The sequence below is a fragment of the Bdellovibrio sp. HCB274 genome (genome assembly GCF_047306075.1).
In the GTDB taxonomy this organism is placed as follows: Bacteria; Bdellovibrionota; Bdellovibrionia; order Bdellovibrionales; family Bdellovibrionaceae; genus Bdellovibrio.
This window is the reverse complement of sequence record NZ_CP178623.1, coordinates 69,989-83,032: the sequence shown is the minus strand read 5'-3', so window position 1 is coordinate 83,032 and position 13,044 is coordinate 69,989. Positions and strand designations below refer to the sequence as shown.

General features: G+C 44.5%; 12 protein-coding genes and 1 tRNA gene. 3 read left to right on the top strand and 10 right to left on the bottom strand.

Annotated features, from left to right (window positions below; translation table 11 throughout):
• Nucleotides 1-8: 8 nt before the first annotated feature.
• The 4 genes from queF to ACLWNV_RS00385 form a co-directional block, all read right to left on the bottom strand.
• The gene (gene queF, locus ACLWNV_RS00400; RefSeq protein WP_413585922.1) at nt 9-518 is read right to left on the bottom strand and encodes a preQ(1) synthase; all 510 of its coding nucleotides are present in this window, start codon (nt 516-518) and stop codon (nt 9-11) included.
• A 127-nt stretch (nt 519-645) separates the two neighbouring features.
• The gene (locus ACLWNV_RS00395) at nt 646-2,682 is read right to left on the bottom strand and encodes a hypothetical protein (RefSeq protein ID WP_413585921.1); all 2,037 of its coding nucleotides are present in this window, start codon (nt 2,680-2,682) and stop codon (nt 646-648) included.
• Between the two features lie 57 nt (nt 2,683-2,739).
• Entirely contained in the window at nt 2,740-3,207 is a 468-nt protein-coding gene (locus ACLWNV_RS00390) for a nucleoside deaminase (protein ID WP_413585920.1), read from the bottom strand.
• Between the two features lie 109 nt (nt 3,208-3,316).
• The gene (locus ACLWNV_RS00385; protein ID WP_413585919.1) at nt 3,317-4,414 is read right to left on the bottom strand and encodes a hypothetical protein; all 1,098 of its coding nucleotides are present in this window, start codon (nt 4,412-4,414) and stop codon (nt 3,317-3,319) included.
• A gap of 191 nt (nt 4,415-4,605) precedes the next feature.
• On the opposite strand from ACLWNV_RS00385, the gene ACLWNV_RS00380 reads away from it, so the two are divergent.
• Together ACLWNV_RS00380 and ACLWNV_RS00375 are read left to right on the top strand one after the other, a co-directional pair.
• The gene (locus ACLWNV_RS00380; protein WP_413585918.1) at nt 4,606-6,669 is read left to right on the top strand and encodes a hypothetical protein; all 2,064 of its coding nucleotides are present in this window, start codon (nt 4,606-4,608) and stop codon (nt 6,667-6,669) included.
• A 129-nt stretch (nt 6,670-6,798) separates the two neighbouring features.
• Entirely contained in the window at nt 6,799-8,739 is a 1,941-nt protein-coding gene (locus ACLWNV_RS00375) for an adenylate cyclase (RefSeq protein WP_413587654.1), read from the top strand.
• On the opposite strand, the gene ACLWNV_RS00370 is transcribed toward ACLWNV_RS00375, so the two are convergent.
• Complete coding sequence (locus tag ACLWNV_RS00370) at nt 8,736-9,368, bottom strand: DedA family protein (protein WP_413585917.1); 633 nt, start codon at nt 9,366-9,368, stop codon at nt 8,736-8,738. The two genes, ACLWNV_RS00375 and ACLWNV_RS00370, sit on opposite strands and share 4 nt — an antisense overlap.
• A 94-nt stretch (nt 9,369-9,462) precedes the next feature.
• Between ACLWNV_RS00370 and ACLWNV_RS00365 the strand changes: the two genes are divergently transcribed.
• Nucleotides 9,463-10,014, top strand: coding sequence for a hypothetical protein (locus ACLWNV_RS00365; protein WP_413585916.1), 552 nt, complete (start codon nt 9,463-9,465; stop codon nt 10,012-10,014).
• Between the two features lies 1 nt (nt 10,015).
• Here ACLWNV_RS00365 and ACLWNV_RS00360 read toward each other — a convergent pair whose 3' ends face one another.
• The 5 genes from ACLWNV_RS00360 to ACLWNV_RS00340 form a co-directional block, all read right to left on the bottom strand.
• Nucleotides 10,016-10,723: a C1 family peptidase gene (locus ACLWNV_RS00360; protein WP_413585915.1), complete on the bottom strand. Its 708-nt coding sequence runs from the start codon at nt 10,721-10,723 to the stop codon at nt 10,016-10,018.
• Entirely contained in the window at nt 10,716-11,126 is a 411-nt protein-coding gene (locus ACLWNV_RS00355; protein WP_413585914.1) for a hypothetical protein, read from the bottom strand. The genes ACLWNV_RS00360 and ACLWNV_RS00355 overlap by 8 nt, the downstream gene beginning before the upstream one ends.
• Nucleotides 11,127-11,246: 120 nt before the next feature.
• Nucleotides 11,247-11,336, bottom strand: a tRNA-Ser gene (locus tag ACLWNV_RS00350).
• Nucleotides 11,337-11,423: 87 nt separating this feature from the next.
• Nucleotides 11,424-12,716, bottom strand: a complete 1,293-nt coding sequence (gene serS / locus ACLWNV_RS00345) for a serine--tRNA ligase (RefSeq protein WP_413585912.1) — start codon at nt 12,714-12,716, stop codon at nt 11,424-11,426.
• Nucleotides 12,717-12,733: 17 nt separating this feature from the next.
• Entirely contained in the window at nt 12,734-13,042 is a 309-nt protein-coding gene (locus ACLWNV_RS00340; protein ID WP_413585911.1) for a hypothetical protein, read from the bottom strand.
• Nucleotides 13,043-13,044: the final 2 nt, after the last annotated feature.

Below are 13,044 nucleotides of genomic sequence, written 5' to 3'. Positions count from 1 at the left end.
AGCCCTCACTAGTAGAGCTTGCTTAACTCCATTGAATACTTACCTGGAGCAAACTCACTTAGACGTTTATTCCAAAGTTCCTGATAGAACTTCTCCTTACAAGCGTAACTTGCATAAGGGAAGATCGCAATTCCTCCGCGAGGAGTAAATTCACCGACAACTTCGATGTACTTAGGTTTCATCAACTTTACAAGGTCATCACAAATTGTCTGAATACAATCTTCGTGGAAGTCCCCGTGATTTCTGAAGCTGAACAGATACAGTTTCAAAGATTTAGATTCGACCATTTTTTTATCAGCAATGTAGTTGATGAAAACTTTGGCGAAATCAGGCTGGCCTGTTTTTGGACAAAGCGAAGTGAACTCTGTGCAAACAAAAGTAGTCCAGGCAATCTTGCCCGGATTTTTGTTGTCAAAAGCTTCAAGGGACTCGGGAGAGTAGTTTGAAGGATAGTCAGTTTTGGTTTCACCCAAAGCGAAGTTCTTAAGTTCTTTTGCGTCTCTGCCGGTTTTTTTCATAGAGGATTTTTTATATCCAGAGCGCCCGAATTTCAATCTTTCTTGCTACCGGGAAGTTCTTTCAAAAATCCTCTAGTGGCTGCCGTTTATCCACAGGGAATACAGCTTTATCCACACTCGTTTTTGGCTATTCTACGTGAGGGACGCCCACATACCTGGCCAACCAATATCCAAACAGATAATCGACCCCTGAATTTTCAGATCCGCGGCTGGCGCTGTCTTTAAATCCAAACGCTGTATCCTTCCATACAAAGTTCGAAGTAAAGGCCTGGTTTTCAAAGACTGGATAGTGATAAAGACCCTGATAGAAGTACTCATTAGGCGGTTCAGGCTTCTTAAGGGCTTTCCAGAACAATCTTGGAATCGGTGAAATACACCATTCCGGATTCAGAGAGTGATCAATAGAAACATCAAGGTTCGGACGGGGATATGGAATCTCCCGAAGTCCCCAAGTAGCACTGTTAAGAGCTGCCATAAATTTCGCATCGCTACTGTCTTCGCGGAAATTATCACCGCGCGTTCCTTTTGAGTAAGCGAACCCAAAGGCAACCATCGTCAATAGATGGCGCTGGGCGGGGCTATATGTAACCCACGTATCCATCAAGCGCTCGCGCAGGCGGTTACGAATTTCAGTTTCCCCTAAACGCTCGGCAATCGAGATATCCGTGATATCACCTACCAAACCCAGATTCACTCCGCTCCAGTCAGCACTTCCATGCCAATAGAAATTAGCATTCATGCTGTAACCAGAAGGCTTCCAGCGCAATTTGCGATAAGCAGAACGATAGTCCTCTTGAGCTTTTTTATCTTTATTAATCAACGCCACCAAACCATAACTTGGCGCCTGGTTCTGTGACTTTTCATCAAAGATTCGAAGCTTAAGCAGTCTTTTTGATTTATCGCGCAGATGAGTCCAGATCTCCTGATCCGATTCCGGAATAACCAAACTTCCCCACATCATCGAGTGGGTCAGGCCTTTGTACATGTCGTTATTACCACCTTCAAGCCACAACATGTTTGAATAAACACCTTTACCCTGATGCCATTTATTTGGAATGGCGTCTCCAGGTTTATAAGGCATCAATGTTCGCGCGAATTCACGAGGGTCATCGGTAATATCAATCAACATGAAAATCGCACGCAAAGATTTGCGAACGTTCGCCAAAGCGGCAGGATCTTTCGTTTTTAAGTATCTCATCGCTTGAGATCCAATGTACATTCCCGTCCACAATGCGGAATCTCCATCATAGCGATAAGCGATCAACTTCTCATTCGAATCGACCTCAGCCTTAACCACCATGCCGATCTCATTGATATGATGAGTGACGGTGTTTTGATCATAACTAAGTGCTTTGTCTTTGAGCGAAGGTGAGTAAGCATTTCGCTTAACCGAAGCTTCGGTGATGCTGATATCGTCTGTGATCTTATTAACCACACGGATGATGTCTTTGTTTTCCTGATAGAAGTCATAATCAGTCGGATCAAAGACAATGAACGGTCTTTCCTCTTTGAACTCTTTGCGATCCTTGAAAGATTGGACATAGGGATCTTTGTGATAACCGATGTCGCGTTTAAAAATATTTATTACTCCACGAACTGCCAGCGGTACTTTCGGCCCTTGCGCATCGATATTCGTGCGCAAGTTTGTCCATAGCGGTTTTGCTTCCAGATTTCGGCGCGTAGTGATCCATTCCGTGTAATTCGAAACTTTTTTGTCAGAATATTGAGCTGCCAAGCCCTTATCCGTCGCTACGAATCTGGTAACGACAGTGATGGGATTTTTGAAATCAGTGGGCTCGCGCTTTAGTTTCCCCAACTTCTCAATAAAATCTGCCTGGCGCAGGTCATAACTAAGAACCAAGGTGTCGCCAGCAGTCACCGCTTTACCTGTCCATACTTCCTGCACCTTTAAGCCGTCATAAAAGTAGTTGATATAAGTGATCATGCGGATGACGTCGTAAGTGCCGTCGCTGGTTTTTCTTAATTCCAGTTCGCCATTATACGGGCCACGCGAAGTGCTGGTGCCTTGGATGAACCAAATACCCTCCATACCGCCCGTTGCCTGCAGAGAAGCTACGTCACGAGGAATCTTCTTTTCAACGGTTGTACAAGAAGTTGCGAATAGTATTGATGAAAATAAAAAGAGGAATGAAAAGTACTTCATTCCTCTATTGTCTCCAAGAAAGAACCTCGATTGGAGTCCTGTTTATAAGGTCAGACCTTAGTATGGGATTTTATCTGTTTTGCTTTGCCACTCTTTGAATACTTCGATGGCTTCTGTGTGTCCGCATTGAATCATCGGCACTTTACGGTCTTTGATGTCCTTAGGGATTTCCTGATACAAGAAATCATCATCAAACTCGATGTCAGCAGCGTCCTTACGGGTGTTTCCGTAATAAATCGTGGAAATGCGTGCCCAATAAATTGCCGCAAGACACATCGGACAAGGTTCACAGCTCGTATAGATTTCCGCACCCTCAAGGCTGAAATTCTTTACGTTAGAACAAGCATCACGAATTGCTGAAACTTCGGCGTGTGCTGTGGGATCGTTGGAAGACGTAACTTTATTCCAACCTTCACCGATAATTTTACCGTCTTTGACGATAACGGCACCAAAAGGGCCACCAGCACCTTGTTGCATGTTTCTTCGGGAAAGCTCTACTGCTTTGATCATGAATTCTTTTTTCATAGGGGAATCGACACTAACAGAGCCAATCGGGGAGTCAAGCTACGAAAAATGCAGGAACAGCTCACTTTTCCCGCAACCGTTCACCAACCGTTTCTCGCAGCGCGTATCTCTAGTTCTTTTTATTACTTAACCAAGCTAATGAAACCATGTCCATATTTACGTTCTTCAGTAATGGGTCTGCCTCAAGCCAACCATCGTTGTTTGCTTTTTGCCAACCGGCCCCACCGGAATTGATAACTTTAAGGGCGTAGCGGCAGCTAGTAGGATTATCCTTCTTACAGATTTTGCGATAACCGGCGACTACGATGGAGTGTAACTTGGGACCAATTCCAGGATCCGTTTTGCTTGGCTTTTGATCACAATCGGCCACGCAAACTGGCTCCAGCAACACAGGCTGACGACTTTCCAAAATAGACACAATTTTTCCAAGAGTTTGTTGGGCATCCACTTTTCCCTTCTCGGGAAAATTTTTGACTTCAAATTTACCTTTTCCAGCTAATTCAATTCCGTTTTTAGGGCTGCTGCACTCAGGTGGATACAAAAGTGTGTTCAGCGCTTCCTCATATGTTTCTTTTTGAAATGCTGCTAGTAACTTTGTAGGATCACTTCTCAATGATGCTGAAGATTTCTGATCTTCTTCAATCTTCATGTTTTTAGAAACTGCTTCTGCTGCTCTTTGATAGTATTTATCTGCGCAGTCTTTGCAGTTTGCAGCAACAGCCTCACGATACTTGTCGTAGTCAGTTCGTAAGTTCTCCCAAATAATTCTTTGCGTTTGAGATATTTCTCCACTCTTGAAAACACCTTTTGATAGAATTCTCTCCAAAGAAACACATTTCTCCGATGGAAGTCGGTCAACAATATCCACTGCCATATCGAGTAATTGTGTTCCATCGCCACCTTCACCTAATTTTTTGTAGTTTTCATCGCGCGTGTCGTCGTCATCCATACTATTTGGAAATCTTCCATAACGAGCGATGCCGACCGATGAAACTCGTTTGGAATCTGGAAGATCAGTCTTGCAGTTTTTTACGTTCAATTGTTTACACTGTTCAAAATTGAGAATGGTAGATGCAGAGGCCGCGTAACATATTCCGAACGTGTCTTGCGAAATGTATGAAGGTAAAAATTTTTCCTCCGGATTTTTACTGGGATCAGCAGCCGGATAGTCTTTTGCAGCTGGGGTCGCCCAGTCCGAAAGGTTCAATTTGTTATAGTCATACTGGGCCAAAGTAAGAGCGGGTAGAAGACTAATAAATAAGAATAAACATATACGCATATGTATTAAATGTTCTTAAATTTACAGCCTGAAAAACAGCCACTTAATTGCAAAACTAGACAAGAAGACAGTCCAGTTAGCTAAACATCCTTTATTGTTGTACCGAAGAATCCTAGGAAATGGGAACAACCGTTCGAACTACGACAATTATCTTTCTTACTTTCTTTACCATCGCGGTGAGTGCGGCGGATATTTTATTAAACCCCATTGGAACATCAATCAACCAGAGAATACTTTCCTACCAATCTTACGACGACATCCGCATTGATAGCGATCTGGATGGCAAAGTTGATGAATGGTATATAAAAAGTGGCAATACCGAAGCTCACCTTAGTTATAAGAACGGCCAAATAAAATCTATGCATTTTAAGAGATTTATCAAAGAAAATGTCCTCGTCAGAGATTTTGAAAGCATCTCGGGACGAATGATTCTTACACATTCAGAAGAACGCCCATTAATTGTCATGTATGGCGATGCGGAAGAAGGGTCATGCGAGCCTACTCAAATCCTCAAGGATAAAGTTAGTACTTTAAATCAAGATATTTCAGCTGTCTTGGAGAAAGTCGGCAGCAAACCAAAATCGTGTGACATGAATGAGTTTCCCAATACAAGCAAACGCATTTCAATCGCCCTAAAGACAGCCCAGGCGGAACCAGGAACTATAACAAGATGCTTGGAAGGCAAAGATCTTGGAAATATAGATGCAAATTTAGCTTCAGCAAAGATTGTTAACTTCCTATCAAAAATTTCTTCCAACCCAACGACAGATGGTAGCTTTACATGTGCAGTTACAGACACCTCCAGAGTGTCGGGAAAAACAACTGAGGATGGAAAAATTAAGCTAGAAGTTCCCAAAGACTTTAAAGATGGTCTTAGTATGTTTCGGGCACAAGAACTAATTGCGCACGAGCTTCTACACTCTGGTGGAATTGTCGAGGAAGAGATGTTAACCGATATTCTTCGGTCTTGTTTCAACTCCAAGTCGATGGTTCAGAATTTTGTTACTCCAGCCCGTTCGCATGTAGAAGATAGCATGAACAAAAATTCTAAAGTTGTCGCTAGCACGAAGAAAGAAACCGCTCGTGCAGCTCTAACCTCCACTCAAGAACCAGCCAAAGGTAAAAGATCCCTAGCCTCCACTCCCGATGACTCCGTTAACATGAAAAACGAGATTGCTAACGCCAAGGCTATTGTTCCTTCCGGGGAAAAGTTAAACGTGGCGAAAGTTGATAAGTCTCCGGCGGGCAAAGAGAAGGCCTTGCGCGATAGCGTGCAGGAAAGTGCTCCTGTTTTGAAAATGGCTAACCAGGTAATGGGAGTATCGAATACTCCGGCGATGGCTGATAGTTCCAATGAATCCAATGATTCAAACTATTCTCCACCGCCGTCTAGATCTTCAAGGTCCTCATCGAGCTATAGTTCTTCTGGTGGTGGCGATGCGTACTCTGGGACTTCAACTTACTCCGATTCGGAAGTTAGTGGCAGTGGCTCCGGATCTGGCAGCAGTTCTTCCGGTCGTCGCTATCAATCGCGACATGGCAGATATCAATCCAAAAGCAGTAGCGACGGTGGTGTTGGTTCTGATGAATTCATTGCTGAAGAGGTTGACCTAACAAAAGGCACGAACTCACGATCTTCCGCTTCAACACGCAGAGCGCCCGCTTCGAATCAAAATGATACAAGACCTTATGTAAGCGCCGCTCAAGAGAACTCCACAAACTCACGCGAGCCAGCCTCTGCGACCGATGAAATTTCTAAAGGTCGACGATCAAGACCCGTGGCCTCCGGTGGGTCTGATGGTTTCGTGCCGTCTTCTTCAGGTGGCGGAGGTTCATCAATTAATTTAGGTTCAAGCTCTGGCGGCAGTGGTGGCAGTGGGTCTGGCGGTGGCTCTAGTGCTGGTTCTGCGAGTGGAACTCGAAATACAGCCAAGGCTGCAACTCAAACTCGATCTCCAGCATCTGTCGTCAAAGGCTCACCGGCCCAAAAGCAGATGATGAGTACTATTGTGGATAGCAACTATGATGAAACCATCAGAAAGATCCGCAACGACAAGCAATTCCAGGACGAGCTGATCAATAACAGTATCAAGGTCATCGACAACTATGGCGGCGCTTGGGGTGCCCCGGACGGCTCCGTCATCTATCAAGCCACAGGCAACGGCTTTGTTCGCCAACGCTAACTAGACCTGTTTCCTCATATTTAGGGAAATATAATCCCTCAACAAAACAAACACTTAAGTTGTTTCCTTAATGGTCCGATAAACAAATTGTAGTCAGTATTTCTAAGGAGAATACTTTTGTTGTCTAAAGTGAAACGCAACAAATCAATGGTGCTGTTAATTGTAGCAAGCTTTTGGGTTTGCTACGTGGGCATCACTGCGACTCAGTTTTACTTCAACGTTGCCGACATGACCGAGCAAGTGATTGAAACAAAACACGCACAGATGACTTTCGTTGAAGACAGTCAGGTTTCCGCTCTAGTTTCTGACAACACTGATCTAGTTAAATCAAATCTCGATAAGGCCCGCGAGCTGAACCTTATCCATTTTTATATTTTGCAAAAGAAGGATGACGTAGTCAGCTTTCACAACAATGACGGCGACGCTGACAGCATCAATGCTGATTACAAAGTATTCAATCACATCCTTGCAACTCAGAACATTGCATTTAGAACAATCAAGATCATGGATTACCGCCTGACAGTGGGTGTATTCCAAAACAAAGCGCGCATCATCATGCAGACGGCTTGGGATTATAAAGGAATGATCTTACGCGACTTGGTTTCCGTAACAGCATTCCTGTCCCTGATTGTATGGCTGTTCCTGAAAGACATTATTGATCTAACAAAAATTCTTTCTTCACGCGACCGCCAGCAAATGACCAAAATTAGATCGCTGTCTAAAGAGGGCGCAACTTTGCTTCATGCCGCACAAACTTACGAGGCAACCCAAAAGACACTCGCCTACGAAAATAAAATCTACACCGAGACCCTGACTCCCGCGATCATTCACGAAATCAAGTCCGGCAGAAAAGCACCTTATGCATTCCAAACTTCCATGGTTCGAGTTGATTTGAACGGTTACACACAAATTTTCCTGGATAAAAAAGACGAATACGTCAGTGACATGATGAATGCGTACTTTATCCGCTCCCGCGAAATCATCGAACGCTATAATGGCTTGATTTATCAGTACGTGGGCGACGAGATCGTATTTCATATCAAGGAATCCCAGGGAGTAAACTCCCAAGCGATGTCCCTAGCATGTCTGCGCGCTATCTTTGACGTGGCTCAGGATATTGAAGATCATCTTCCAGACGGTGCCGATCACTATTTCAAAGTGAAAGGTTCATTCGTCATCGGGAAAATTCGCTTCGTTCCACAGGATTCAGGCTATGGACTTTCCGGTCTTCCACTAATTGAGTCTGCCCGACTTTTAAGTCAGGTTGATGATAAAGTTAAAAGCTCCATTACCTTCTATAGTGAATCAAGTGCTGCGGTTCAGGATCTTTGCAGTATCGCTGAAACAAAAAGCACAATGTTAAAGGGCTTTTCAACTCCTGCGACATTATGCAAAGTCACCGAGTTTGCGCCAATTGACCGCTTGTTGGGACGCCATCAGCTAGAGAAACTAACTTTCTATCGCAGCGACAACGATTTGATCTGCATTTACAACTTCCTGGAAAAAGCATTGCGTGAAAAAGACGAAATCAGCTTTTTCAGAGTGTTCTCGGTGCTAAAAACCTTCAAGATCAATCAAACCACTTTGCAACAGGTGGCGGCTTTTGAAAAACTGATCGCAACAACTCACTCGCTGAATAAAAATAAGAACGTCAGCGATAAAGTTCTCGCTTCAGTTATTTCTTTGGCCTCGAATCTGGTGCCGCACGCCTTTGTGGAAGGCTCTTTACTGGAACTTTTGGAAAAGTGTCTGGAACACAAAGACCCACGCACTCAGGCAAATACCATCGTGGTACTTGGCGATCTTGCGCGCGACGTATCTTTCCTGCGTCAGTACATCTATGCCAGCCACAACCGCGTCTCTGCGGATGCGTTGCTGGTAACTGGTAAGCAAAATTTTGATAATGAACTTGCCAAGAAACTGGCTGAATTTTTGGAATCTAAGAATCCGTTGTTCCGTGCCAGCGGCAGCTTCGTAGTAAAGCATCTGGCTGAGCACTATAAATCAACGGATCCAGTGTTCTTTGAGACAAATAACGATCTAAAGAAACTACTTAAAAAGGCCGCTTAGGCCTTTTTAAATTTTGAAGCCACCATCGGCCAGATAACTGGAATCAAAGAAACTCCAATCACACCAAAGATCACAATGTGGAAGTTTCTTTTCACGATCGGCAGATTTCCAAAGAAATGTCCTGCCAGGATGAATGTAAATACCCAAACCACGGCACCGATCACATTGTAAGTCACAAACTTACGATACTTCATGCTGCCGATTCCAGCTACAAATGGCGCAAATGTTCTAACGATTGGAGCGAAGCGGGCTGCAACGATCGTAAATGCTCCCCACTTGTCATAAAAGTTTTGTGTATCGATCAAGTACTGCTTTTTAAAGAAACGGCTGTCGATTTCAAATACCTTCGGCCCCAGATACTTGCCGATATGATAGTTCACCGTATCACCAATAATTCCAGCGATCGTCAAAGAGGCCAACAAGATCCAAAGATTTAAGCCGCCTTCGACCGTCGTCAATGCACCCAGCGCGAACAATAAAGAGTCGCCCGGCAAGAAAGGTGTTACAACCAATCCGGTTTCACAAAAAATCACCAGAAACATGATCACATAAATCCACGGGCCGAAATAAGCCATCCACTGAACCAAGTGCTGATCAAGATGAAGCATAATATCGATAAACTGAGACATGACGTCGTTCCTTTGTAAATTCAGTGAAGAATATCACAAACCCATTGACCGTCCGCAAAGAAAATCTATGCTTTTAATACGAGGGGACAAAACAATGAAAGCGCTTTTCATCATTCTTACCGCAGTGTGCTCACTATCATCGACCACAGCCCACGCTATTTCAGAGCTTCCCGAAGATGCTTGCGACAGTTTGAAATGCACAAAAGTTATGAAATCCATACTCTCGGGTTTCAACAACACTCCGCACACTGTCAGCCTGGAGCCAGCTGTCTATAGCGGTAGCTGCTATCACCTTGGGGATTTGAATCCCAACCACGAACACTTTGCTGAATTGATGATCGACCAGCTAGAGGATGACACTACCTACTTCTCTACAAACTTTGCCTACTTCTATCCGGAAAATCCCTATGCAAATTGGGATCTGGCAAAAGGAAGACAAGAAGCCACTGACTACGCAAGACAAAACGCACGAGTTAAAGAAGGCAGCAACGCCTCCCGAGTTGAAATGTACAACTCTGAGGGCGCACCAGTAGTTGTTTATTACATGCGCCAAAATCCTGAAACCAAAGAGATCTACTATATCACTTACGGCGGCTTCGGCCCGCAAAGCACGAAGATCTTTTGCACAATGAACAAGAACCCTTAGTTTAATTTTTTTCTTTATCCTGAACCCAGGAAATCGATTGGATGCCATAGAAGCTTCTGTCCAGAAGCTTCTTCGCTTCCACCCAGCCGTCGTCAGTTGAAGTTTTTTGCCAGTTGGCTCCCCACGAGTTGTGGACTTTCACCAGGTCGACGCACTTTCCACTTTTGTCGCAGGCTTTGGAAAAGCCCACGATAGGAACTTCGTGACCAGCTCCTCCTCCACCCATTTTGCAGTCTTTCATGGATTTAGCGGTCAGGGGTTCTTGCGCGCAGAAAGCCAGAACAACCGGTCTACCTGTCGCCAGAACTTCCTGAATTTTTCCGGAGAGTTCTTTATAGTTTGTTTTTTTCTTTGATTCTAACGTCGGGAAGATATCCATGGTCATATTTTTCAAACCATTTTGATTCTTTATATCCCAGCACTTCTCTGGAACCATGGCTAAGTCTAAAAATTTTTCGTAAGTCGTCTGACCAAAAGCTGCCAGTATTTCTTCTTGAGAAGTTTTTAGACCGCAATCTTTTCCCAATCTTTTTGATTCGGATTCTGCAAAATCCTGGGCATCGTCCTTACTCTTTTTCAGTTTGTCGCCGTAGGTTTTGTATGACTTCTTTAAATCATTTAGAACTTTTAACTCTGCATCTCTGGCCATCTGCGGATCGCCAATTTTCGATACGAACTGATCAAAGGGTGCACATGACGCTTTAACCATCTGCCCAGTTAGCAAGGCATTGCGAATAACAACTGCCGCCGAACCCCCCGTCGAATTGCAAACCCTCATAGTTGAAGCGATCACTCGAATCGACACTGTCAGGAAGTAGTTTGCTATACCTGCTTACATCAATGGGTGAAACACGTTGGTCTTCAGTCATTTGTTTGCAGTCAGAGATACCATTTTGTTTGCAAAGTGCCTGATCCAAAACAGCTGCAGCCGCAAATGAATAACAAACCCCTGCAGAGTCCTGAGAACTAAAGGGCGGCATACTTATAGGTTCACTGGGGATTTGTTCGTTACTACGAACGTACTTGGCATCAGCCATGTCGAAACCTTGCAGCGCCCAAGCGGAAGGAAATCCAAATAGCAACGCCATTAGAGTGCAGGTAAACAATCTCATAACTATATTTTGCAGGGAACGAACAGAAAAGAACTAGGCCAGAAATAAAAAAAGCGATCACTAAGGATCGCTTTTTCGTTTTGTGCGTCTGCATTCAGCTTGGCTGGCCAGCAAACAAGATGGCGGAGAGTGAGGGATTCGAACCCTCGAGCCCCGCGAAGGGCTGCCAGTTTTCAAGACTGGTGTATTCAACCACTCTACCAACTCTCCGTCGACCGTTCTATGGGTTTTGACGTGGGTTTTCAAGCGGTTGTTGTAATGACGCGGCGTAATAATTTAAAGAGACCTGCCAGCGAACTAGCGGATCTCTGTTTTTCCGCCCATATAGTTTTGAAGAGCCTTAGGAATCGCCACTGAGCCGTCTTCACGTTGGTAGTTCTCAAGGATCGCCACCAAAGTACGTCCTACCGCCAGGGCAGAACCGTTCAACGTGTGCACAAACTGAGGTTTGCCACCAAGACTGCGGAAGCGAATATTCGCACGACGTGCCTGGAAGTCTTCGAAGTTAGAGCATGAGCTGATCTCGCGATATGCACCTTGTCCTGGAAGCCATACTTCCAAGTCATGGGTTTTTGCGGAACCAAAGCCCATATCGCCAGTGCACAAAAGCATACGACGGAATGGAAGCTCAAGATCGATCAATACTTGCTCCGCGTGAGACGTCAAAGCTTCATGAGTTTCATGAGACTTATCCGGATGACAGAAAGTCATTAGCTCCACTTTGTCGAATTGATGCTGACGAATCAAACCCTTCGTATCGCGACCGGCGCTGCCTGCTTCAGAACGGAAGCAAGGGGAGTAAGCACAGAAGCTTTGCGGAAGATAAGTCTCATCCAGAATTTCGCCGTTGTAGTAATTTGTCACTGGAACTTCAGCTGTCGGGATCAAATAAAGATCAGAGCCTTCCAGGTGGAAAACGTCTTCTTTAAATTTCGGGAAGTTACCAGTACCCGTCAAACTGTTTGAATTCACCATGAATGGCGGAATCATCTCAGTATAACCATGGCGAGTGGAGTGCATGTCCATCATGAACTGAATCAAAGAACGCTCTAACTGAGCTGCCGCACCCTTAAGGAAAGCAAAGCGAGTCCCCGTAGTTTTACCTGCGCGTTCGAAATCAATGATATTTAGCTTTTCACCAAGTTCCCAGTGTTCTTTCGCCTTAAAGCCGAACTTTGTAGGCTCGCCCCAAGTTTTGATCACTTTATTTTCGTCAGCAGAAGCACCTACTGGCACAGAAGAGTGCGGTTTGTTTGGCATCACAAGAGCCAAATTCAAAACCTGTTGGTCCGCTTCAGAAGCTTTCGTTTCAAGATCTTTAACGGAACCTTTGATAGTTTCAACTTCTGCCAAAAGCGACGAAGCATCTTTGCCTTCGCGTTTTAGTTTTCCGATTTCGCCGCTCAATTTATTTTGATTGGCTTTAGCAGTCTCCGCCTGAGCGATCATCTCTTTGCGCTTTTTATTAAGCTCCATGATTTGATCCAGGATTTCAGGAGTGCCACCGCGATTGATCAAAGCCTGCTTATACTCATCGTAATAAGAAGTTCCGTTTTCAGCTTTTTTTTCCAGAAGTTTAATGTCGATCATTTTTCAGAAGTCCTCGGTTATGGTGCGACCAGTATATACATTCTTAATAGCATCCCGACAAGGACGACAATCAGGTCAAAAATTAAGATTTGAGCAAAGCTCCACTGGGACAGGATTTTCATAATCACTGCCATCACCACCACAGTCGCAAAAACCAGGGCAAACATTCCGTAACCGATCAGTTCCTGACCGATCAACGCCAGTGTCATCCCCACGAAAAAGCCGGTGATCAGTCGCAACAAGATGTGAAGAACTGTCATCGTTGTGGACTTTACGCCCTCTTGAACATTATTTGAAAAACTGCTTAGTTTATCGCCGATACCCATGG

Coding starts and splice junctions, on each gene's coding strand:
- ACLWNV_RS00340 (WP_413585911.1), bottom strand. CDS start 13,042: ATGGGTATCGGCGATAAACTAAGCAGTTTTTCAAATAATGTTCAAGAG.
- serS (WP_413585912.1), bottom strand. CDS start 12,716: ATGATCGACATTAAACTTCTGGAAAAAAAAGCTGAAAACGGAACTTCT.
- ACLWNV_RS00380 (WP_413585918.1), top strand. CDS start 4,606: ATGGGAACAACCGTTCGAACTACGACAATTATCTTTCTTACTTTCTTT.
- queF (WP_413585922.1), bottom strand. CDS start 518: ATGAAAAAAACCGGCAGAGACGCAAAAGAACTTAAGAACTTCGCTTTG.
- ACLWNV_RS00395 (WP_413585921.1), bottom strand. CDS start 2,682: ATGAAGTACTTTTCATTCCTCTTTTTATTTTCATCAATACTATTCGCA.
- ACLWNV_RS00360 (WP_413585915.1), bottom strand. CDS start 10,723: ATGGTTAAAGCGTCATGTGCACCCTTTGATCAGTTCGTATCGAAAATT.
- ACLWNV_RS00390 (WP_413585920.1), bottom strand. CDS start 3,207: ATGAAAAAAGAATTCATGATCAAAGCAGTAGAGCTTTCCCGAAGAAAC.
- ACLWNV_RS00370 (WP_413585917.1), bottom strand. CDS start 9,368: ATGTCTCAGTTTATCGATATTATGCTTCATCTTGATCAGCACTTGGTT.
- ACLWNV_RS00365 (WP_413585916.1), top strand. CDS start 9,463: ATGAAAGCGCTTTTCATCATTCTTACCGCAGTGTGCTCACTATCATCG.
- ACLWNV_RS00355 (WP_413585914.1), bottom strand. CDS start 11,126: ATGAGATTGTTTACCTGCACTCTAATGGCGTTGCTATTTGGATTTCCT.